Genomic DNA, 18,406 nt, shown 5'->3' with positions numbered 1-18,406 from the left:
TTACATCTATTGAAACATAAAAAAACCCGGATAAGGGACACTTTTTTATGTGTGTCCGTTATCCGGGGTATAGTTCAATTCGGACAGCCGCTTTTCCTATTCACCCTTTATTGACAAACTCTTCATATCTCTCATCATGGGCCAGCCATGCCGCATATTTCCGCTTCATGTATTTTTCCGCTTCCCCAAATGTATCGAATGTTTTTTTCTGTTGTTTTCCGTTGATTTCAACAATCCATTCCTCTTCTTCATCTTCATAGATGAATATGTCCTGTTTTTCTCTTGTTGAATATAGGCATCCCTCTGGTGATTCTTTTACATTCAATTGATTTTTATGTGCATCGCGTTTAAGGGGCTCGGCATAGAAGGTCTTTTCGACATATTGGCTATATGCCTTTTCGGACATGGTACAACCGGCGGCTTTTTGATGGCCGCCCCCATCGTACTTGCCAGCAACTTCAGAAACATCTATGTCATCGTGGATTGTCCGGAAGCTGATTCTTTTACTTCCGACCATCAGGATTGCGATATAATCCAAATGTGAGAATTCTTTCGACAGTTCGTTTCCAAGTTCTGAGTGATATGACTCTGCGTGGACCACACCAGCTGTATGTGGACCGACCGTAGCTTGATAAACTTCTCTTTTTTTCCTGTTTATGTACCGATCTACTCGACTTTCTTCTATATTTAGAAGCGTTTGCTCCACTTCGTCAAAAGTGAAACTTTCAGCAGTAGAAAGCTTATTTGCGATTTTCATTTCGAATTCCTCTATCGGAATCATGAAAAACAGGTCATTCAACCGTTTTGCCGTTGAATTTTTATTTACTTCCCATTCCCAAGTATCGTATTGACGGACCAATTCAACGAATTCAGCGACAATATTTGAAGGTTCCAGCAATTTATTTTCAACTGCATACTGATAGAATAATGAAGTTGCTGCCGTCTGTTTACCGTCTTCCTGTTCGACAGTTACAGATGCCCAATCATGCTCGTTCAAATGCAGTGCTGACTTATGATGATCGATCAGAAGCGCTTTTCCTCCGTCTTCCACAAACTGCGTAATCATTTTTTCGTTATCTTCATCAACCGATAGATCAGTAACAATCAATGTATCCTCAATCTTTGCCTGCTCAAGAAATGCTCCTACATTTTGATTAAGGCGACCGATTGAATTATAACTAACCACTACTTCTTCTCCGAATGCCAGCTTAGCGACAATGCCGCAGCCGACTCCATCTAAATCATTATGTGTAAAGAGATGGTACACACAAACCCCTCCTAATAACTAATAATTTTACTTTTCCCTAAAGACAGGAATTTCAATTGCAATCTTTACAATTGTAGCATAATCATATCCGCATATTTTATCATGCTTTCATTACGCGATGCTTTTGTTCGTTTTTTTTTCGAAAAACCACTAATGATTCATTATTTCACAGAAATTATACCCAAATATAATGAAAACACATTACTTTGAAATTGTATTTCCATGTATTCCTTTAAAACTGACAGGGCAGCACAGTTAACCTTTAATGATTCTGGCATCTCCCCGTTAGTGACTACTTAAAGTCTTACCCTATCCATCTTTCTAGGTCCCTCCCAATAAGTGGCCTTATCCATTTTCAAGATTGTCCATACAACAGGGGAAAAATAGGAAGTCACAAATGCTTCATTGACCTTAAAATCCGGCACATCAAAAAGCCGCAGGGAATGTTATTCCCTGCGGCTTTCCTGATGTGAAATCACTGTTCTATCAATTTTCCAAGGTTGGCCATTTCAATGGCACTAACGGCAGCTTCATAGCCTTTGTTACCTGATTTTGTTCCGGCACGTTCAATGGCTTGTTCAATGTTCTCAGTTGTCAACAAACCGAAGATAACCGGTACACCTGTGTCCAAGGAAACGGAAGCCATGCCTTTAGCTGCTTCATTGCAGACATAATCATAATGTGAAGTGGCACCCCTGATTACCGTTCCAAGTCCGATAACCGCATCATATTTACCCGTATTCACAAGTTTCTTCGCAATTAACGGAAGTTCGAAAGCACCCGGCACCCACGCGATGTCAACATCATTTTCATCAACGCCATGACGCTTAAGGCCATCCAATGCCCCTCCTAAAAGCTTGCTTGTGATAAACTCATTAAATCTTCCTACCACGATTCCGACTTTCAATCCTGATCCTATTAATTGTGCTTCAATAACTTTCCCCATGTCCAATTCCTCCTAATTTTAAAAAAATATCATTTTTTTCATTTAAAGATTAATTTAGCTAAAAATCCTTAAGCATTCGGGATGTTCAGTTCAAGTGCCTGTTTCCCGATTGTATCACTTTGTTCAAGATACCGAATCAAATCGGCTATCGTAATGAACTTCAGGTTGAATTTCCCAGCGATGACTTCTAAATCGGATACGCGTGCCATCGATCCATCATCATTCATGATTTCACATATGACACCAGCTGGAGCGGCACCGCATAATTTTGCCAAATCCACCGAAGCCTCCGTATGTCCTGCCCTCCTTAATACGCCGCCTTCTTTAGCGACTATCGGAAAAGTGTGACCAGGCCTTTGAAAATCTTCAGCAACCGAATCTTCTTTAAGAAGCTCAAGAATGGTCAAGGACCGTTCAAAAGCACTTATTCCTGTGGAAGTGCTTTTATGATCGACACTAACCGTGAAGGCAGTACCATGATGATCGGTATTTTCTCCTACCATAGGATGCAGGTTCAATTTCCCTGCCAGTTCTTCTGTAATGGTTGTACATATCAAACCTCGTCCATGAGTCGCCATGAAATTGATCGCTTCCGGCGTTGCCTTTTCGGCCAACAAGACGAAATCCCCTTCGTTTTCACGGTCTTCATCATCGGATACGATTACTACCTTGCCAGCTTTCAAATCCTCGATCGCTTCTTCAATTGTATGGAACATCATTACACCGCCCTTTTATTAGAATCCGTGCTCTGCCAAAAACTCTAAATTCAGTCCTGGTTTTGAATCGCCATTTTTCATTTGATGTATAATATATTTCCCTATCATGTCGTTTTCAATGTTAACGATATCGCCAGCCGCTTTTTGTCCCAATACGGTGTCCTGATGAGTCAATGGAATCAGAGATACAGTCAAAAGGTTTCGTTCAATTCCAAATATCGTCAGGCTCGTTCCATCAATGGCTACAGAGCCTTTTGGAATGCAAAAGGCACTGAGCCCTTCTTCCAATTGGATTACATAATATACGGCATTTTCTTTTCGTTCTTTTTTTATGATTGTTCCGGTCCCGTCGATATGACCTGAAACAAAATGACCGCCAAACCTTCCCTGTGCACTCATGGCTCGTTCGAGATTCACAGGTGATCCCAATTTTAACGTCCGGATCGAGGAAGCTTTGACCGTTTCCGGCATTACGTCGACCGTAAACAAACTTTTCGTGAAGGACGTTACCGTTAAGCAGACCCCGTTGACTGAAATACTATCCCCCAGATGAACATCTTCAAGGATTTTTTCAGAACGGATCGACAACTCCATACTGCTTTTCCCTTTTTTCAAGGAATGGACGGTACCGATATCCTCGATGATTCCCGTAAACATGTTTTTCCCCCTTTTATAAAATATAAAAAACCCCTTAGGATGACCTAAGGAGTTAACAGGAGAAATGAGTGAAAAAAACTGTATACCTAAAAAGCCCAATATTTTCTTTTTTGAAAAATTAGGCGTACGTATACACTTGGGTTCCACACGTCCTTCTCCCATCCAGACTTTACTGTCGGCTTTGGAATCTCACCAAATCCTGCCTTTATCAGGCTCGCGGGCTTAGAATTTCTTCATCACCGCCGGTTGGGATTTTCACCCGACCCCGAAGGACTAAAATAATATGAATCTTTGAATATTTTATCACCTTAAAGTGAGGATGTAAAATTTCTAAACTTAAATGGTTCATTTGTTACAGGAACTCCCTCACTTTATGGAAAAATGAAATTCCGCTCCAAGTAACCTCGATGTGCTCCAAAAGGTTAACCGGGCCTAATTGGTGGAATAGGTTATAGGGATTACAATTCAAACAAGGAGGAAGCCCAAGATTATCGCCATCAACAATTTGCTTTTCTTTCTATTCGTCGTCACGATGAATTTTTTAGCCAATTTCCTGCCTTTGAACGGCCGAACATCTGGAGAGATTTCCGATAAACTGGATGTCCTCTTCACTCCTGCCGGTTATGTATTTTCCATTTGGGGTTTAATCTATTTTCTGCTCGCCATCTGGGTATTCAGGCAGTTTTTAAGTAAACATCAAAACAGCCCTGCCAATAAGGCATCCTTCCCTTGGTTCGCTTTAAGCTGTGTCCTAAATGGCGCTTGGCTTTTGGCTTGGCATTACGAACGATTTTTGTTATCCGTATTCATTATCATTGCTCTTTTGGCTATATTATTGGTCAGTTATACAAGCATAAAAAAAGTGGAGCATACTCCTTTCGACCTTTTTCCGTTTTCCGTTTATACCGGCTGGGTGAGTGTTGCAGCCATCGCCGACATTTCTTATTACCTTACCTATATCGAATGGGACGGTTTTGGGATTTCCAGTGTAGCTTGGACGATCGTTTTGCTGATTGCAGCAACAATCCTGGCCTTTGTCTTTGCTGGTAAAAACCGGGATTGGTGCTATCCTCTCGTATTCGTTTGGACGTTCATTGGCATCGGGATCCGAAATGGTGCGCCCTACCAGGTAATCACAGACATTTCTTATATTCTGGCTGCTTTCATTTTTATCGTGTCGATCACGACCTTCATTAAAAATCGGAAGAACTGATAGGGAAATCTGGTGGTCTAAAAAGCTTGCTGAAGATCGTGCCAGATGTCCTGCCAAGCTTCAAGGCCAACTGAGAGACGGACCAGTTGGTCACTGATGCCCATTTGTTCCCGCGATTCTTCAGGAACGGCAGAATGCGTCATGGTAGCGGGATGCTGGATCAATGTCTCGGCATCCCCTAGACTGACGGCAATTTTGATAAGTTTCAATTTATTGAGGAATTCCTGTGCATCCTGTTTTGTACCATGCAATTCGAAAGAGATAAGGCCGCCTCCGTGTTTCATCTGTTTTTGCATTATATAATGATCCGGTGAAGCTTCATCACCTGGATAATATACCTTTTTCACCTTTGGATGTTTCACAAGTTCATGAAAGATGTTCATTGCATTGGCTGAGTGACGGTCCATCCTGACAGGCAAGGTCTTTAACCCCCGCAATAGTAACCAGGCATCGAATGGTGAAATGATTCCACCGATATCCTTCTGTGTAGTCCCAGCTACCTGATTAATAAAGTCCTTCTTACCAACGACAAGGCCCGCAACGACATCCCCATGTCCGCAAAGATATTTCGTAGCACTATGAAGGACGATATCACACCCATATTCAAGGGGTCTCTGTAAGTAGGGTGTCGAAAACGTATTATCGACTACAATCGTCACATTATATTCCTTCGCTACTCTCACTACCATCTGTAAGTCAATCATTTTCATCGTCGGATTGATCGGGGTTTCTACATAAATGCAGGTCGTTTCCGGCCGAATCATTTTCCTTACCTTTTCTTCTGTATCCATTTCACAAAAATCATGAGTGATGCGGTATTTATTTTTCATTAACTGCAGAAGGCCAAAAGTACAACCATATAAACCCTGTGAACACAGGATGTGGTCATCCGTTTTAGTTAAGGCAAAAAGCACCGCAGAAACTGCAGCCATACCTGATCCGAAAGCAAGGCCAGCTTCCCCGCCTTCCAAAGCGGCAATCTTTTCTTCCAGCACTTGTACCGTCGGATTTCCAAGGCGTGAATAAATATATCCATCTTCTATACCGGCAAAACGCCGTTCCCCTTGCTCGGCCGTTTCAAAAGTGAATGTTGAGGTTTGGAATAATGGTGTTGCCAAGCTTCCTAAATGCTTCTTCGAGTCATATCCTTCATGTATGACTGCCGTTTCAAACTGTTTATACTTTCCTGTCATAACATCTCCTCCTAACCTATGTCTATTGATATCATATGTCAAAAATCCACATAAAGGAAGCGTTTTCATACATAGATATCCCCGTTGTAAAAACCCATAATTTAGTATGTGTGATATACTTTCACAATCTGGTATTTATAGTTGAAGACTTCGGGAGGGCACAAGATGAACAAATTCATTTTTGGTTTTCTGGTCATTTTAACGACTGCGTTAATGGGTTCTTCATTCGCTATAGGAAAAATTGGCTTAGCGTATACTTCCCCAATGTTACTTGCAGCGATTCGGTTCATCCTAGCAGGTTTCATCATGGCCATTGTCGTCAAGCTCATCAAACGCCCGCATCCAAAAAAGATCAAGGATTGGTCAAAGTTGAGTATCATCGGTTTTTTCCAGACTGCTGGTGTAATGGGATGCATCTTTGTAGGTTTAAGGACCATTTCAGCCGGGGAACTTTCGATCTTGACATTCATGAACCCATTATTAGTGGTCATTTTTGGAACGCTATTTCTTAGAACGATTTACACCTTGCAACAATGGTCGGGAGTTTTGCTCGGTTTTATTGGCGTTTTTATCACAATGGGGGCACATCTTGATTTGAAGACCGGTACTCTTCTTGGATTGATGTCAGCCATTTCGTGGTCCATTGCGACCCTATTGATGAAAGTTTGGGGACATACCTTCGACACTTGGGTCATGTCAGCCTATCAAATGCTGTGCGGAGGTTTTCTCCTGCTCATTGGATCATTTCTTTTTGAACAGCCCTTTTTCAAGATTTCCCAGGCATCCATCCTTATTTTGTTATGGCTGGCCATCATGGCATCCATCGTTCAATTTTCTGTTTGGTTTTTCCTATTACAAAAGGGGGATTCAGCCAAAACGAGCGCCTTCCTATTTCTAGCTCCCTTTTTTGGTGTCCTATCTGGCTACCTCTTGCTGGATGAGCCTGTTCACTGGTACGTTGCGGTTGGAGGTTCACTCATTTTCATCGGCATATTTTTGGTTAACTGGGAATCCCACCATACAGTGGAAAAGGCATGTAGAGTGGATTCTGCAAAATGAATCTCCACTTTAATTTCAAGACGAGAAGGAGTTCAGGCATGTTTGCGGATTGTATCTGACTCCTACAAAAAAAAAGAGACAGCCGCAACGGCCATCCCTTTTCCCCAACTCATTCATCGACTACGATGTTTCCACCATAGAAAGTTACTCTCGTTAATGGAATCTCCAGTTCACGAGCCATTTTTTTCAACTCTCGCTCTTCTCTTTCCGTTACGATTGAAATAACAGTGCCATCTGCACCTGCACGCCCTGTTCTCCCTGATCTATGGATATATTGATCGATGTTGTCAGCCATATCAATATGAACGACTGCTGTGAGGCCTTTTATATCTAGCCCTCTTGCCGCTACATCCGTTGCGATCAACATCGGGGATTTTCCGGAACGAAGCTTGCGCAGCGCCTTCTCCCGGTCGACTTTATTGGATTCCCCGTGAAGCACACCCATTTCAACACCTTTATAACTCAGCTTTTCATGTAGGACGCTCAGCTCTGCTATATCGTTAAGGAAGGCAAGGGCCTTCACATCTTTAAGTCTTGTGATTTTCTCAAGAATCTTGGATTTTTCCCGTCTCTCTACAACAAAGTAAAGATGGTCCACTTTCGATTCCATTTTTTCATGCTTATCGACCTTGATCATTTCGGGTTCATTCATGAATCCTCTGGCCGCTTTTTCCGTTTCCTCTGGCAGGGTTGCCGAAAATACCATGATTTGCCGGTCTTTTAGCGTTGTTTTGATAATATTATTGATCGTTCCCATATGCTCTGGAGTGATCAATTGGTCACCTTCATCAAGTACAATCGTCTTAACTTCATGCATCTTCAATTTTTTTTGTGCAATCAATTCGTAAATCCGTCCTGGCGTTCCAGCAATGACCTGTGGATGCTTCTTCAGTTTGTCCAACTGCCTTTTTACATTAGCACCGCCGATGAATGCTGCACCAGTTATACCGCTTCCCTCTGACCAAATGCGAATTTCTTCATTGATTTGCATGACCAGTTCACGGGATGATGCTAAAATCAAAGCTTGGGGCGATTTTTTTTCAGGATCTATCTTTTCTAGCAATGGCAGTAAATAAGCTAAAGTTTTTCCGGTTCCAGTCGGTGATTCAGCCAAGATGTCTTTTCCCTCAACAATCACGGGAATCGCTTTCGTTTGAATCGGGGTAAGTTGTCCGAACCCGGATTTTTTCCAGACCTCTTGTATATATGGTTTTCTATCGTTCACTAATGCAGGTAATTCGCTCATATCGTTCTCCTTTAATATAAAACTTTTCCTATCTTTCATAGTACCATTTATTCTTGTCCAGTAGCCAACGGAATACGAATTGTAACCGTCGTTCCTTTGTTTATCTCACTTTCAAAATGCATTTCCCCATCAAGGCGATGAACGATCTTCCGGCAAATCGCAAGCCCGATCCCTGTGCCCTTTTCCTTTGTCGAATAGAAAGGTTCACCAATCCGTTCAAGGCGCTCGGGTACCATTCCTATACCATTATCACTCACGCTGACTACAGCTTGATCATCGATGATTTTCAGCGACAGATCAATTTTCCCATTATCGTCAATCGCTTCAATGCTGTTCTTGACAATATTGATTATCAACTGTTTAAGTTCGATTGTATCAGCCATAATATAAATCGGTTCGGCGGTTTTAACCCTGAACCCCATCTCGATATTATTCAAATTCGTCTCTGCTTTCATTAACGTGAATACCTGTTGTAAACTGTCGGCAAGATCAATCCTTTGGAAAGCGACATCCTGTTTTTTTCCGAGAACCAACAGTTCACTCGAGATTATATTAATTCGATCAATTTCCTTTAACATGATATCAGAATGCAGCGGATTGACTTCCTTCGTCATATCCATTAACTGTACGAATCCTTTTAACGATGTCAGCGGATTCCTTATCTCATGTGCCACGGCCGCGGCCAGATGCCCGATTACGGATAGCTTTTCAGACATGATCATCAATTCCTCTTCGCGCCGTGATTCAGTAATATCCCTAACGATTGCATATACTCCAAGCAACTCCGCTTGTACGATGATCGGTAAAAAGGTTACACGGATTATCCGCTCTTCACCATTCTTATTCTGAATGGTCGTTTCGAATTTTACCGCCTCGCCTTTAAGGGACTGTATAAAGAAAACAGATACCTTTTCCCTTTCATTCCAGTTGATGAGATGCTTCGCATTCTTGCCTTTCAAATTGTCACTGTTATTACCTAACAGCTTTTCAGCTTCCGGGTTAATCGAAACGACATTACCTTCAAGATTCAGTTCAAGGACACAATCCGGGTTATGGTTGAACAGCGACTGATACTGTTCATCCTTCAGATTAAATTCCTGTTGGGACCTCAACATTTTCCCTGTCCAATACCTAATTATGAAGTATAAGAAAAGCCCGGTTATGAAAATGAAAATCCACCCTTTGGAATGTTGAAACATTGCATATATCTGAACATCTTCCTTTGCCTGTGTCATAGAGATATAATCCGTAACGATAATCCATAAGACCCCAATGATTATATATATAATAGCCACTTTACATGCAATTTTATGAGATTGTTTCATGTTTTATCCTTTGTATTGTTTTTTGGTTTATTATTCCCAAATCACTCAAAAAAAGCCCTCATGTTTTCAACATAAGGACTCTTTGGATATTGTATCATATATATTGCATTCATTGTTTCATATCTCTAAAAAATCCAGCACCATTTAACTGGACTGTTTCAAAGGATCAAGAGAGGTTTTTGATGGCCTGATTGAATTCCTCTTCTATATCTTTTGAAGGCTTGGCCGATAATAAGCTGAAGACAACCACCGCTATTGTACCAGCAATGAAACCGGGAATGATTTCGTATACTTCAGAGAACTTATCGATCATTTCCCAGATGATCACGGTTGCGGTACCGACAATCATTCCCGCCAGTGCTCCCCATTTCGTCATTCGCTTCCAGTACAGGCTTAACAAAATGACCGGACCGAAAGCCGCTCCAAAACCAGCCCATGCGTAACCCACCAATTTAAGAATCGTACCACTGGGATTAAAAGCTAAAACGAGGGCTATGGCAGCAATTGCCAAAACGCCGAACCGTCCCACCAGCACCAATTCCTTATCCGATGCATTTGGCCGAATGAACTGCTTATAGAAATCATCCGTCAGAGCACTTGCCGAAACTAACAGCTGAGACGCAATCGTACTCATGACCGCTGCTAAAATCGCCGCCAACAAGAAACCTGTAATTAAAGAAGGAAACAGTTCTTTAGCTAAAAGGATGAAGACAGACTCTGCATTTCTTTCCCCTAAAGGACTGCCTGTCAGGTTAAAATAAGCAATCCCTACCAATCCGGTGAACATGGCTCCTACGATAGCAAAAATCATCCAGCCCATACCGATTCTTCGTGCACTTTTCAAATCTTTAACAGATGAAATCGCCATGAATCGAACGATTATATGAGGCTGGCCGAAATAACCAAGTCCCCAAGCCAGAAGTGATATGATGCCTATGGTTGATGTTCCTTCAAAAGCATGTAATAACTTCGGGTTAATCGATTTTATTTCATTGAAGGTAGGATCCCAGCCACCAATATTTACAATCGTGACAACTGGTACTAGAATTAAGGCAATGAACATAATCGTACCTTGTACGAAGTCCGTCCAGCTAACAGCCAGAAATCCGCCAAATAATGTATAAAGAATAACGACGCTCGCCGTCAGCCAGATGCCCCACCGGTAATCCAAATTGAAAGTGGAGCGGAAAAGCTCACCGCCTGCTACCATACCTGAAGATGTGTAAAAGGTGAAGAAAATTAAAATGACCGATGCTGATACCACTTTTAAAATCCGGGATTCATCTTTAAAGCGATTTCCCAGAAAGTCGGGAATCGTAATCGAATTGTCGGCCACTTCCGTATATGTCCGAAGTCTTGGTGCCACGAATAACCAGTTTAAATAAGATCCTGCACACAGGCCGAGGACAATCCAGCCAGCACTCAAACCGCTAATGTACATTGCACCCGGAAGACCCATCAATAGCCAACCGCTCATATCGGAAGCACCTGCACTCAATGCAGTTACAGCCGGGCCCAAGTTCCGTCCGCCAAGCATATAATCTGTTAAGTTGGCCGTTTTTCGATAGGCGAAATAACCAATTAACAGCATACCTGCCATGTATATCCCAATTGATATTATAATTCCATAATCCAAAAATGAATCCTCCTATTACTTATTGGTTTTGTGATAAATATAGGTTAATTTTCATCTTGTAAGCTTATCAGAAAAAAAAACATATGTTAAGAAGTTCTTGCACCTTTCAATGATTTCACTTTCAATATAATTAAGATATAAATGAATTTTGGATTCATTTATGAGATTAGATTATTAGGAGGATACGCCCATGCAATCCTATATCGATCAGCCAGATGGAGTCTTTCCCTCTGTTTGCTCGCTTGACTGTCCTGATCAATGCGGTTTACTGCTGCACAAAAAAGACGGGAAAATCATTAAAGTCCTGGGGGACCCTGATCACCCAGTCACCAAAGGGAATATTTGCAACAAAGTCCGAAACATGACTGCCCGCCTATATGACCCCAATCGCTTAAAGCAGCCATTAAAGCGCATCGGCCCGAAAGGAGAAGGGAATTTCACTCCAATCAGCTGGGAAGAGGCCATTGACACAATCACTTCAAAGTGGAAAGAACTGATCGAAATGCATGGTCCTGAAAGCATACTTCCCTACAGCTTTTATGGAAACATGGGCAACCTCAGCGCAGAGGGGATGGATCGGCGTTTTTTTCACAAACTCGGTGCAAGCATGCTTGAGCGCTCCATCTGTAATGCGGCCGGCTCAGTCGGATACAGCTATACAATGGGTGGTTCATTCGGCATCGACCCTGAAGAAACGATTCATACAAAGCTTTTCATCCTGTGGGGCATCAACGCCGTAAGCACAAATATGCACCAAGTTACGCTTGCCCAGCAAGCCCGAAAAAATGGGGCCAAAGTAGTTGTCATTGACGTACATAAAAACCAAACCGGTAAGTGGGCAGATTGGTTCATACCGATTCTTCCTGGTACAGACACTGCCCTCGCCCTCGGTTTAATGCATATACTATTTGACGAGAATCTAGTCGATCAGCCTTTTCTCGATGAATACACAGTGGGTGCTGCTGAATTGCGCGAACACGTCCGCCAATATGAGCCTGCGACCGTCTCCGCGATCACTGGCGTTCCAATTGATGACTTATATGAATTAGCCAGGATGTATGGCACCACCACTCCATCATTCGTTCGCATAGGCAATGGCCTGCAGCACCATGACAATGGCGGCATGGCAGTACGTACCATTGCCTGCCTGCCTGCACTTACCGGACAATGGATGGTGGAAGGCGGCGGAGCCATCAAAGGGAATTCAGGCTATCTTGCTTTTAATACAAATGCCTTAAGACGTCCTGATTTATTGCATAATAAAGCTACCCGGACCATTAATATGAACCAAATCGGTCAAGCTCTTTTAGAAAAGGATAACCCGATTAGATCCATGTTTGTATACGGCTCCAACCCAGCACTTGTCGCTCCGAATGCAAATAAAGTGAAGCAAGGTTTAATGCGGGAAAATCTATTCACAGTGGTCCATGACCTATTCTTAACCGAAACGGCCATGTATGCTGACCTTGTCCTCCCTGCCACATCATCTTATGAAACGGAGGATTTTTATAATTCATACTGGCATAATTACGTCCAAATACAAAAACCTGTAGTCAATAAATATGGCGAGTCGAAATCGAATGTTGAATTGTTCAAACTTTTGGCTATTGGAATGGGCTTTGAGGAACAAGCTTTTAGAGATTCAGAGGAAGAAATGATACGGCAGGCGCTGGATTTTCCCGATAACCCGCACTTAGATGGCATCACCTATGACTCCCTATCAAGGAATCAATTTGTCAAAGCAAAGATGCGCCGGATATTCCCAGGTAAACTACCGACACCAAGCGGAAAAATCGAACTTTACTCAGATCGGATGAAACTGGATGGATACCAGCCTCTGCCAACATATACACCAATCATAAAAGACAGTGACCTGCCATTTTTATTCATACCGGCACCTAATCACAACTTCTTGAATTCAACCTTTTCAAATAATGCCAAACATATCTCCTTGGAAAAGGAACCGAAGCTGCACATGAATGCCGCTGATGCCAAAACATTAGGAATAGCTTCCGGAGATATGGTTAAAATCTGGAACGGACGCGGTGAATGTTTGCTCACCGCTGCTCCCGGTGAAAATGTGTTACCCGGCGTACTAGTCAGCCAAGGCTTATGGCAGAATACACCTGAGACCAAACAACAGATCAATTCCCTTACCCCAGATCGCCTTTCAGATATGGGTAATGGCGCCGTTTTCTTTTCAGGACGGGTGGATCTTGAAAAAGTCCAGCAAAAGTAAATCAATGTCCAGCAACCTTTGAATATATCTCCGATTTTCGGATTTTATCTGCGATTCTAGAAATACATCTACGATTTCCGGATTTCATCTGCGATTCCAGAAATATATCTGCGATTCTAGAAATATATCTACGATTTCCGGATTATATCTGCGATTCTAGAAATATATCTGCTATTTCCGGGATTTTATCTGCGATTCTAGAAATATATCTGCTATTTCCGGGATTTTATCTGCGATTCTAGAAATATATTCATGATTCTGGCATTATAACTGCGATTCCACAAAAAAGGCTGTTCCCCAAGGAACAGCCTTTTCGTCAAGCTATTTACTCTTCATCAAACCAGCCTGTTGGTTGAATATCCAAGTTGTTATTGATTTGCTTCACTTCCGTATAAGCCTCGTAACCAAAAGTGCCGAGTTCACGTCCATTTCCACTTTGCTTGAATCCTCCCCAAGGAGCTTCATTATAGGTCGGATGATATGAGTTTATCCACGTGATGCCGGCACGCACTTTTTTTATGACACGGTATGCTTTTGCGATATCATTCGTGAACACCGCTCCCGCTAAACCATATTTCGTATCATTGGCAAGTCGAAGAGCTTCAGCTTCATCCTTGAACTTTTGAACGACAAGCACTGGGCCAAAAATTTCTTCCTGTACAATACGCATATCCGGTGTCGTATCAACAAAAATGGTAGGTTCGACAAAATATCCCTTTTCCAAACCGTTTCCTTTAATTCTATTTCCACCGACGATTAACTTGGCTCCTTCTTCCTTTCCGATTTGGATGTACGATAATATTTTGTTCATATGTGCCTCTGAAACGATAGGTCCCATCTGGCTCTTTTCATCAGAACCTGAACCTACTTTGATCTTTTTTGCCTTCGCAGTAAGACTTGCAATGAACTGATCGTAAATGGACTCTTCCAACAATAAACGGGATCCTGCTGAACACACTTGCCCTTGATTACAGAAAATCCCGTATAGAGCGTAATCCACTGCAGTCTCAAAGTCAGAGTCCGCAAATACGATATTAGGTGATTTCCCGCCGAGCTCCAATGTCACCTTCTTCAGGTTACCCAGTGAAGCCTCCATGATCTTACGTCCTGTTTCCGTTCCACCCGTAAAGGCTACTTTATCGATTTCCTCATGTTCGGCAATGGCCTGTCCGACAACTGGTCCCGCTCCTAACACAAGGTTTGCGACACCTTTTGGCAATCCGACCTCATCCATGATTTCAAATAGTTTGACCGCTGTCACTGGTGTAACCTCCGATGGTTTGAACACAACTGAATTTCCTGCAGCAAGTGCCGGGGCCAGTTTCCAGGCTGACATCATTAGAGGGAAATTCCAAGGAACGATCTGCCCGCATACACCGATCGGTTCCCTTACGACCATCGCTTGCTGACCATCAGGAACTTCGTAAGTCTGACCAGTCGGTTTTGTAGCCAACCCTGCATAATATCTAAAACAGGCTGCTGAATCATCTATGTCATAACGAGCCTCACGCAACGGTTTCCCATTATCCAATGTTTCCAACGCAGCAAGTTCTTCAGCCTTTTCTTCTATTTTATCGGCAATTTTGAATAAAATGCGAGCTCGCTCCACTGCCGGAGTACCCCACCATCCACCTTCATAGAATGCATATTTCGCTGCTTCGACCGCTGCATCCACATCTTCCTGTGTGCCTTCCGCAGCCGTAGCAATGACTTCTCCCGTGGCCGGATTCAATACATCCCTCTTTTCACCTGAAGTCGAATTCACCCATTTTCCATTGATGAACATCTTTAAGTCCAGTGCTCCCGTTCCTTCCTTTTTCGTGTTATTTTGTAAAGTTTCCTGCATCTAAATTCCTCCTCGGTTTTAAGTTTTCTACCTATATATAATATGAGCAAGATTCATGCCAGTTTGAAATAATAGGGAAATCACGTTTTCTTCCCCTTTCCCGTCAACCATTTAAATTCAACCGTGAATTACCTATTCATTTTCGCATAACATATGGGCAATCCTTCATCTCAGACTTTTTCAATATTCCTAGAAAAATGAAACCCGCAGCTCAAAAAAAGAGATGAGCAGCTGCTCATCTCTTTTTTTGATTAATTTCGGTTAATAATGACCAGTTTCATTTCCGTCATCTCTTCAATGGCATATTTCAGCCCTTCGCGGCCCGTTCCGCTTTTTTTGACTCCGCCATATGGCATGTTGTCGACACGGTAAGTTGGGATATCATTAATGATAACACCGCCGACTTCCAATTTTTCTGCGGCAGAAAGAGCCAGATTGATATTTTCTGTGTAAATCCCGGCCTGCAATCCAAATTCGGAATCATTGACCAAATCAATCGCTTCCTCAACGGACGAAACCTTATTGATCAAAACAATGGGAGCGAAGACTTCCTGACATGATACCTTAAGCACTGCATCCACTTCCAGCAACACAGTCGGATGCAGGATATTCCCTTCAGATTTGCCTCCTGCTGCAACAATCGCACCGTGTTGTCTAGCCTCACCGATCCAATCCAGGCTTCGCTGTACATCACCAGCGCTGATCAATGCCGAAATATCCACCGACGGGTCCAAAGAATCTCCAAGTTTCAAGCCATTTGTTGCTTCTATGAATTTTTTGACGAACTCATCATATACCTCTTCATGAACATATGCACGCTGTAAGGAAATACAGACCTGCCCTTGAAAAGCGAATGCTGCCGATACACAGCGTTGGATGATTTTGTCGATATTGATCCCTTTATCAACGATGACAGCCGCATTCGAACCTAGTTCAAGGCTCACTTTCTTTATTCCTGCCTTATTACGAATCCCGATTCCGACAGCCGGACTCCCAGTAAATGAAATGCTCTTCACCCGTGAATCGGTGACTAATTTATCACCAATAACCGAACCGCTTCCGGTAACTAAATTAAACGCACCTGCCGGCAAATCAGTTTCGGCTAATAGTTCAGCAAGAAATAGCGAAGATAGCGGTGTTTGGCTCGCAGGTTTCAGGACAAGTGTATTTCCGGCAGCAATGGCTGGGCCTACTTTATGGGCTACAAGGTTCATCGGAAAATTAAATGGAGTAATCGCACCCACAACGCCAAGAGGCTCACGGACGGTGTATCCTATTCTTCCCTCTCCGTCAGCTGTAGCATCCATCGTCAATGTTTCTCCATGAATCCTTTTGGCTTCCTCTGCTGCAAATTTATATGTGGCAATTGTCCGGGATACTTCAACCATTGCCGTTTTAATCGGTTTCGCTGCCTCTTTAGCAATAATTTCAGCTGCCTCATCTTTGCGGCTTTCCAAAAGACTCGCGAGCTTTTCAAGTATGGCAGCGCGTTTATGACTAGGCAAAGCTGCCATTGTTTTTCTAGCTTGATAGGCTGATTCTATTGCCAACTCGACATCCTCAAGGCTTGCAGAAGGAATCTCCGCCAGAACTTCCCCGCTATAGGGAGACTTTAGTGTCGTGAACTTTTCAGCTTCTTGCCATTTACCATTAATGAATAATTTCTTTTTCAGCGTTTCCGTCATTACCATCACTTTCACCTCTTATAAAATTTCTTTTTCGACAGCAGTAAATGTCTCATCAAGGATTTCAATTATTCTTTCGACTTCCGATTTAGTAATAATTAAAGGTGGGGCGAATACGAGTGTATCTTGATCAAACGTAACAGACCGGCAAATCAAACCATTCTTCGCCGCTTCAGCAACCAGTCTTGGAGCAAGCTGTGTCTCAAAGCCTTCACCTGTTTGTTTGTCCTTTACGATGGAGATGCCGCCAATTAATCCAAGTGCCCTGACATCACCAACAATCGGGTGTTTGCTTTGAAGCTTCTTGAAGCCTGCAAGCAACTCTTCACCACGCTGTTTCGAGTTTTCTATCAGGTTTTCACGTTCAATTATTTCAATATTTTTCAATGCAACCGCACAAGCCATAGGATGGCCGCTGTATGTGTAGCCGTGTAAAAGCGTACCTTTTGAAAGGGCAATGAAATCCTGATGCATCTTATCATTCAGGACGACACCGCCTAACTGTGCATATCCGCTCGTCACACCTTTTGCGAAGCACATCATATCAGGTACAACACCAAAATGTTCAATCCCAAAATAAGTCCCTGTTCTTCCGAAACCTGTAATGACTTCATCCGTCACCATTAAAATGCCGTATTCATTACAAATCTCCCTTACTTCCTTAAAATAGCCTTCAGGAGGAAGGTTCACGCCACCGGCCCCTTGAATCGGTTCAGCGATAAATGCCGCAATCGTTTCTGGTCCTTCCTGTTCTATGACCTTACGCAACTCTTCAATGGAAGAACCGTCCACATGGTAAAAATCCGGTGCGATTGAATTCGTGAAGTCCCGGAACGGCTTCAGGCCAGTCGCACTTGTAGCTCCCATTGCCACTCCATGATAGGATTTCGAGCGGGAAATGATTTTTTGACGATTAGGCTGCCCTTTCAAAAGCCAGTAATGACGAGCAAGTTTGATGGCCGTATCATTCGACTCTGATCCACCTGAAGTGAAGAAAACTGCATTCAAATCCCCAGGAGCGATGGAAGCGATTTTGGCCGCCAACCGGATTGCCGGCTCGTTGCTGAAAGTGGCGAAACTTGAGGTGAAAGCTAGCTTCGCCATTTGTTCCTTCGCGACTTCAGCCATCTCTTCTTGTCCATGTCCAATATTCACATTCCAAAGTGAAGCCATGCCATCAATGACTGTCCTGCCCGTGACATCCGTAAGATATATTCCCTTCCCTTCCTTAAAGATGAAACTTGGACCATCTGCCTGCTGTTGCTCGATTGCCGTAGTCGGATGAATAAAATGCTTTTTATCCAAATCGATTAATTCCTGAATACCCGTCTTCTCTTTAATCATGTAAAAAACACCCTTCTCATGTTATGGATTTTTT

13 protein-coding genes, 1 pseudogene and 1 riboswitch are annotated in these 18,406 nt (G+C 42.8%); of the genes and pseudogenes, 3 read left to right on the top strand and 11 right to left on the bottom strand.

Going from position 1 to position 18,406, the window contains the following annotated elements; all coding sequences use genetic code 11:
- Positions 1 to 100: 100 nt before the first annotated feature.
- From SB775_RS10055 to ribE, 4 genes and pseudogenes are all read right to left on the bottom strand, one after another.
- Positions 101 to 1,267: a DHH family phosphoesterase gene (locus tag SB775_RS10055; protein WP_410861490.1), complete on the bottom strand. Its 1,167-nt coding sequence runs from the start codon at positions 1,265 to 1,267 to the stop codon at positions 101 to 103.
- 475 nt (positions 1,268 to 1,742) lie between these two features.
- Positions 1,743 to 2,213 carry a 6,7-dimethyl-8-ribityllumazine synthase gene (gene ribH, locus SB775_RS10050; RefSeq protein WP_061461475.1) on the bottom strand — a complete coding sequence of 157 codons (471 nt, stop codon included), beginning with the start codon at positions 2,211 to 2,213 and terminating at the stop codon, positions 1,743 to 1,745.
- 77 nt (positions 2,214 to 2,290) lie between these two features.
- A pseudogene (ribB, locus tag SB775_RS10045) lies at positions 2,291 to 2,929 on the bottom strand (3,4-dihydroxy-2-butanone-4-phosphate synthase); the annotation flags it as partial.
- A gap of 18 nt (positions 2,930 to 2,947) precedes the next feature.
- Entirely contained in the window at positions 2,948 to 3,586 is a 639-nt protein-coding gene (ribE, locus tag SB775_RS10040) for a riboflavin synthase (protein ID WP_061461474.1), read from the bottom strand.
- A gap of 146 nt (positions 3,587 to 3,732) precedes the next feature.
- Positions 3,733 to 3,863: riboswitch (FMN riboswitch) on the bottom strand.
- A gap of 255 nt (positions 3,864 to 4,118) precedes the next feature.
- On the opposite strand from ribE, the gene SB775_RS10035 reads away from it, so the two are divergent.
- Positions 4,119 to 4,799: a tryptophan-rich sensory protein gene (locus tag SB775_RS10035; protein ID WP_410861489.1), complete on the top strand. Its 681-nt coding sequence runs from the start codon at positions 4,119 to 4,121 to the stop codon at positions 4,797 to 4,799.
- 17 nt (positions 4,800 to 4,816) lie between these two features.
- On the opposite strand, the gene megL is transcribed toward SB775_RS10035, so the two are convergent.
- On the bottom strand, positions 4,817 to 5,992 hold the full coding sequence (gene megL / locus SB775_RS10030; RefSeq protein WP_089362603.1) for a methionine gamma-lyase: 1,176 nt from the start codon (positions 5,990 to 5,992) through the stop codon (positions 4,817 to 4,819).
- A gap of 165 nt (positions 5,993 to 6,157) precedes the next feature.
- Here megL and SB775_RS10025 point away from each other — a divergent pair, with 165 nt between their 5' ends.
- A complete protein-coding gene (locus SB775_RS10025) occupies positions 6,158 to 7,051 on the top strand; it encodes a DMT family transporter (RefSeq protein WP_061461468.1) in 894 nt (297 codons plus the stop codon).
- A gap of 109 nt (positions 7,052 to 7,160) precedes the next feature.
- Here the strand turns inward: SB775_RS10025 and SB775_RS10020 are convergent, their stop codons facing one another.
- The 3 genes from SB775_RS10020 to putP form a co-directional block, all read right to left on the bottom strand.
- The gene (locus SB775_RS10020; protein WP_089362602.1) at positions 7,161 to 8,297 is read right to left on the bottom strand and encodes a DEAD/DEAH box helicase; all 1,137 of its coding nucleotides are present in this window, start codon (positions 8,295 to 8,297) and stop codon (positions 7,161 to 7,163) included.
- A 47-nt stretch (positions 8,298 to 8,344) separates the two neighbouring features.
- Complete coding sequence (locus SB775_RS10015) at positions 8,345 to 9,622, bottom strand: ATP-binding protein (protein WP_410861488.1); 1,278 nt, start codon at positions 9,620 to 9,622, stop codon at positions 8,345 to 8,347.
- Between the two features lie 166 nt (positions 9,623 to 9,788).
- The gene (gene putP / locus SB775_RS10010) at positions 9,789 to 11,258 is read right to left on the bottom strand and encodes a sodium/proline symporter PutP (RefSeq protein ID WP_410861487.1); all 1,470 of its coding nucleotides are present in this window, start codon (positions 11,256 to 11,258) and stop codon (positions 9,789 to 9,791) included.
- A 190-nt stretch (positions 11,259 to 11,448) separates the two neighbouring features.
- Between putP and SB775_RS10005 the strand changes: the two genes are divergently transcribed.
- Entirely contained in the window at positions 11,449 to 13,497 is a 2,049-nt protein-coding gene (locus SB775_RS10005) for a molybdopterin oxidoreductase family protein (protein ID WP_410861486.1), read from the top strand.
- A gap of 325 nt (positions 13,498 to 13,822) precedes the next feature.
- Here SB775_RS10005 and SB775_RS10000 read toward each other — a convergent pair whose 3' ends face one another.
- From SB775_RS10000 to SB775_RS09990, 3 genes are all read right to left on the bottom strand, one after another.
- Complete coding sequence (locus tag SB775_RS10000; protein ID WP_089362598.1) at positions 13,823 to 15,343, bottom strand: aldehyde dehydrogenase family protein; 1,521 nt, start codon at positions 15,341 to 15,343, stop codon at positions 13,823 to 13,825.
- 251 nt (positions 15,344 to 15,594) lie between these two features.
- Positions 15,595 to 17,028, bottom strand: a complete 1,434-nt coding sequence (locus SB775_RS09995; RefSeq protein WP_410861492.1) for an aldehyde dehydrogenase family protein — start codon at positions 17,026 to 17,028, stop codon at positions 15,595 to 15,597.
- Between the two features lie 18 nt (positions 17,029 to 17,046).
- Positions 17,047 to 18,372 carry an aminotransferase family protein gene (locus SB775_RS09990; RefSeq protein WP_061461455.1) on the bottom strand — a complete coding sequence of 442 codons (1,326 nt, stop codon included), beginning with the start codon at positions 18,370 to 18,372 and terminating at the stop codon, positions 17,047 to 17,049.
- Positions 18,373 to 18,406 lie beyond the last annotated feature (34 nt).

The organism is Peribacillus sp. SIMBA_075 (genome assembly GCF_046534585.1).
The sequence above is the reverse complement of the archived record's forward strand: the minus strand, read 5'-3'. Positions and strand labels throughout refer to the sequence as shown.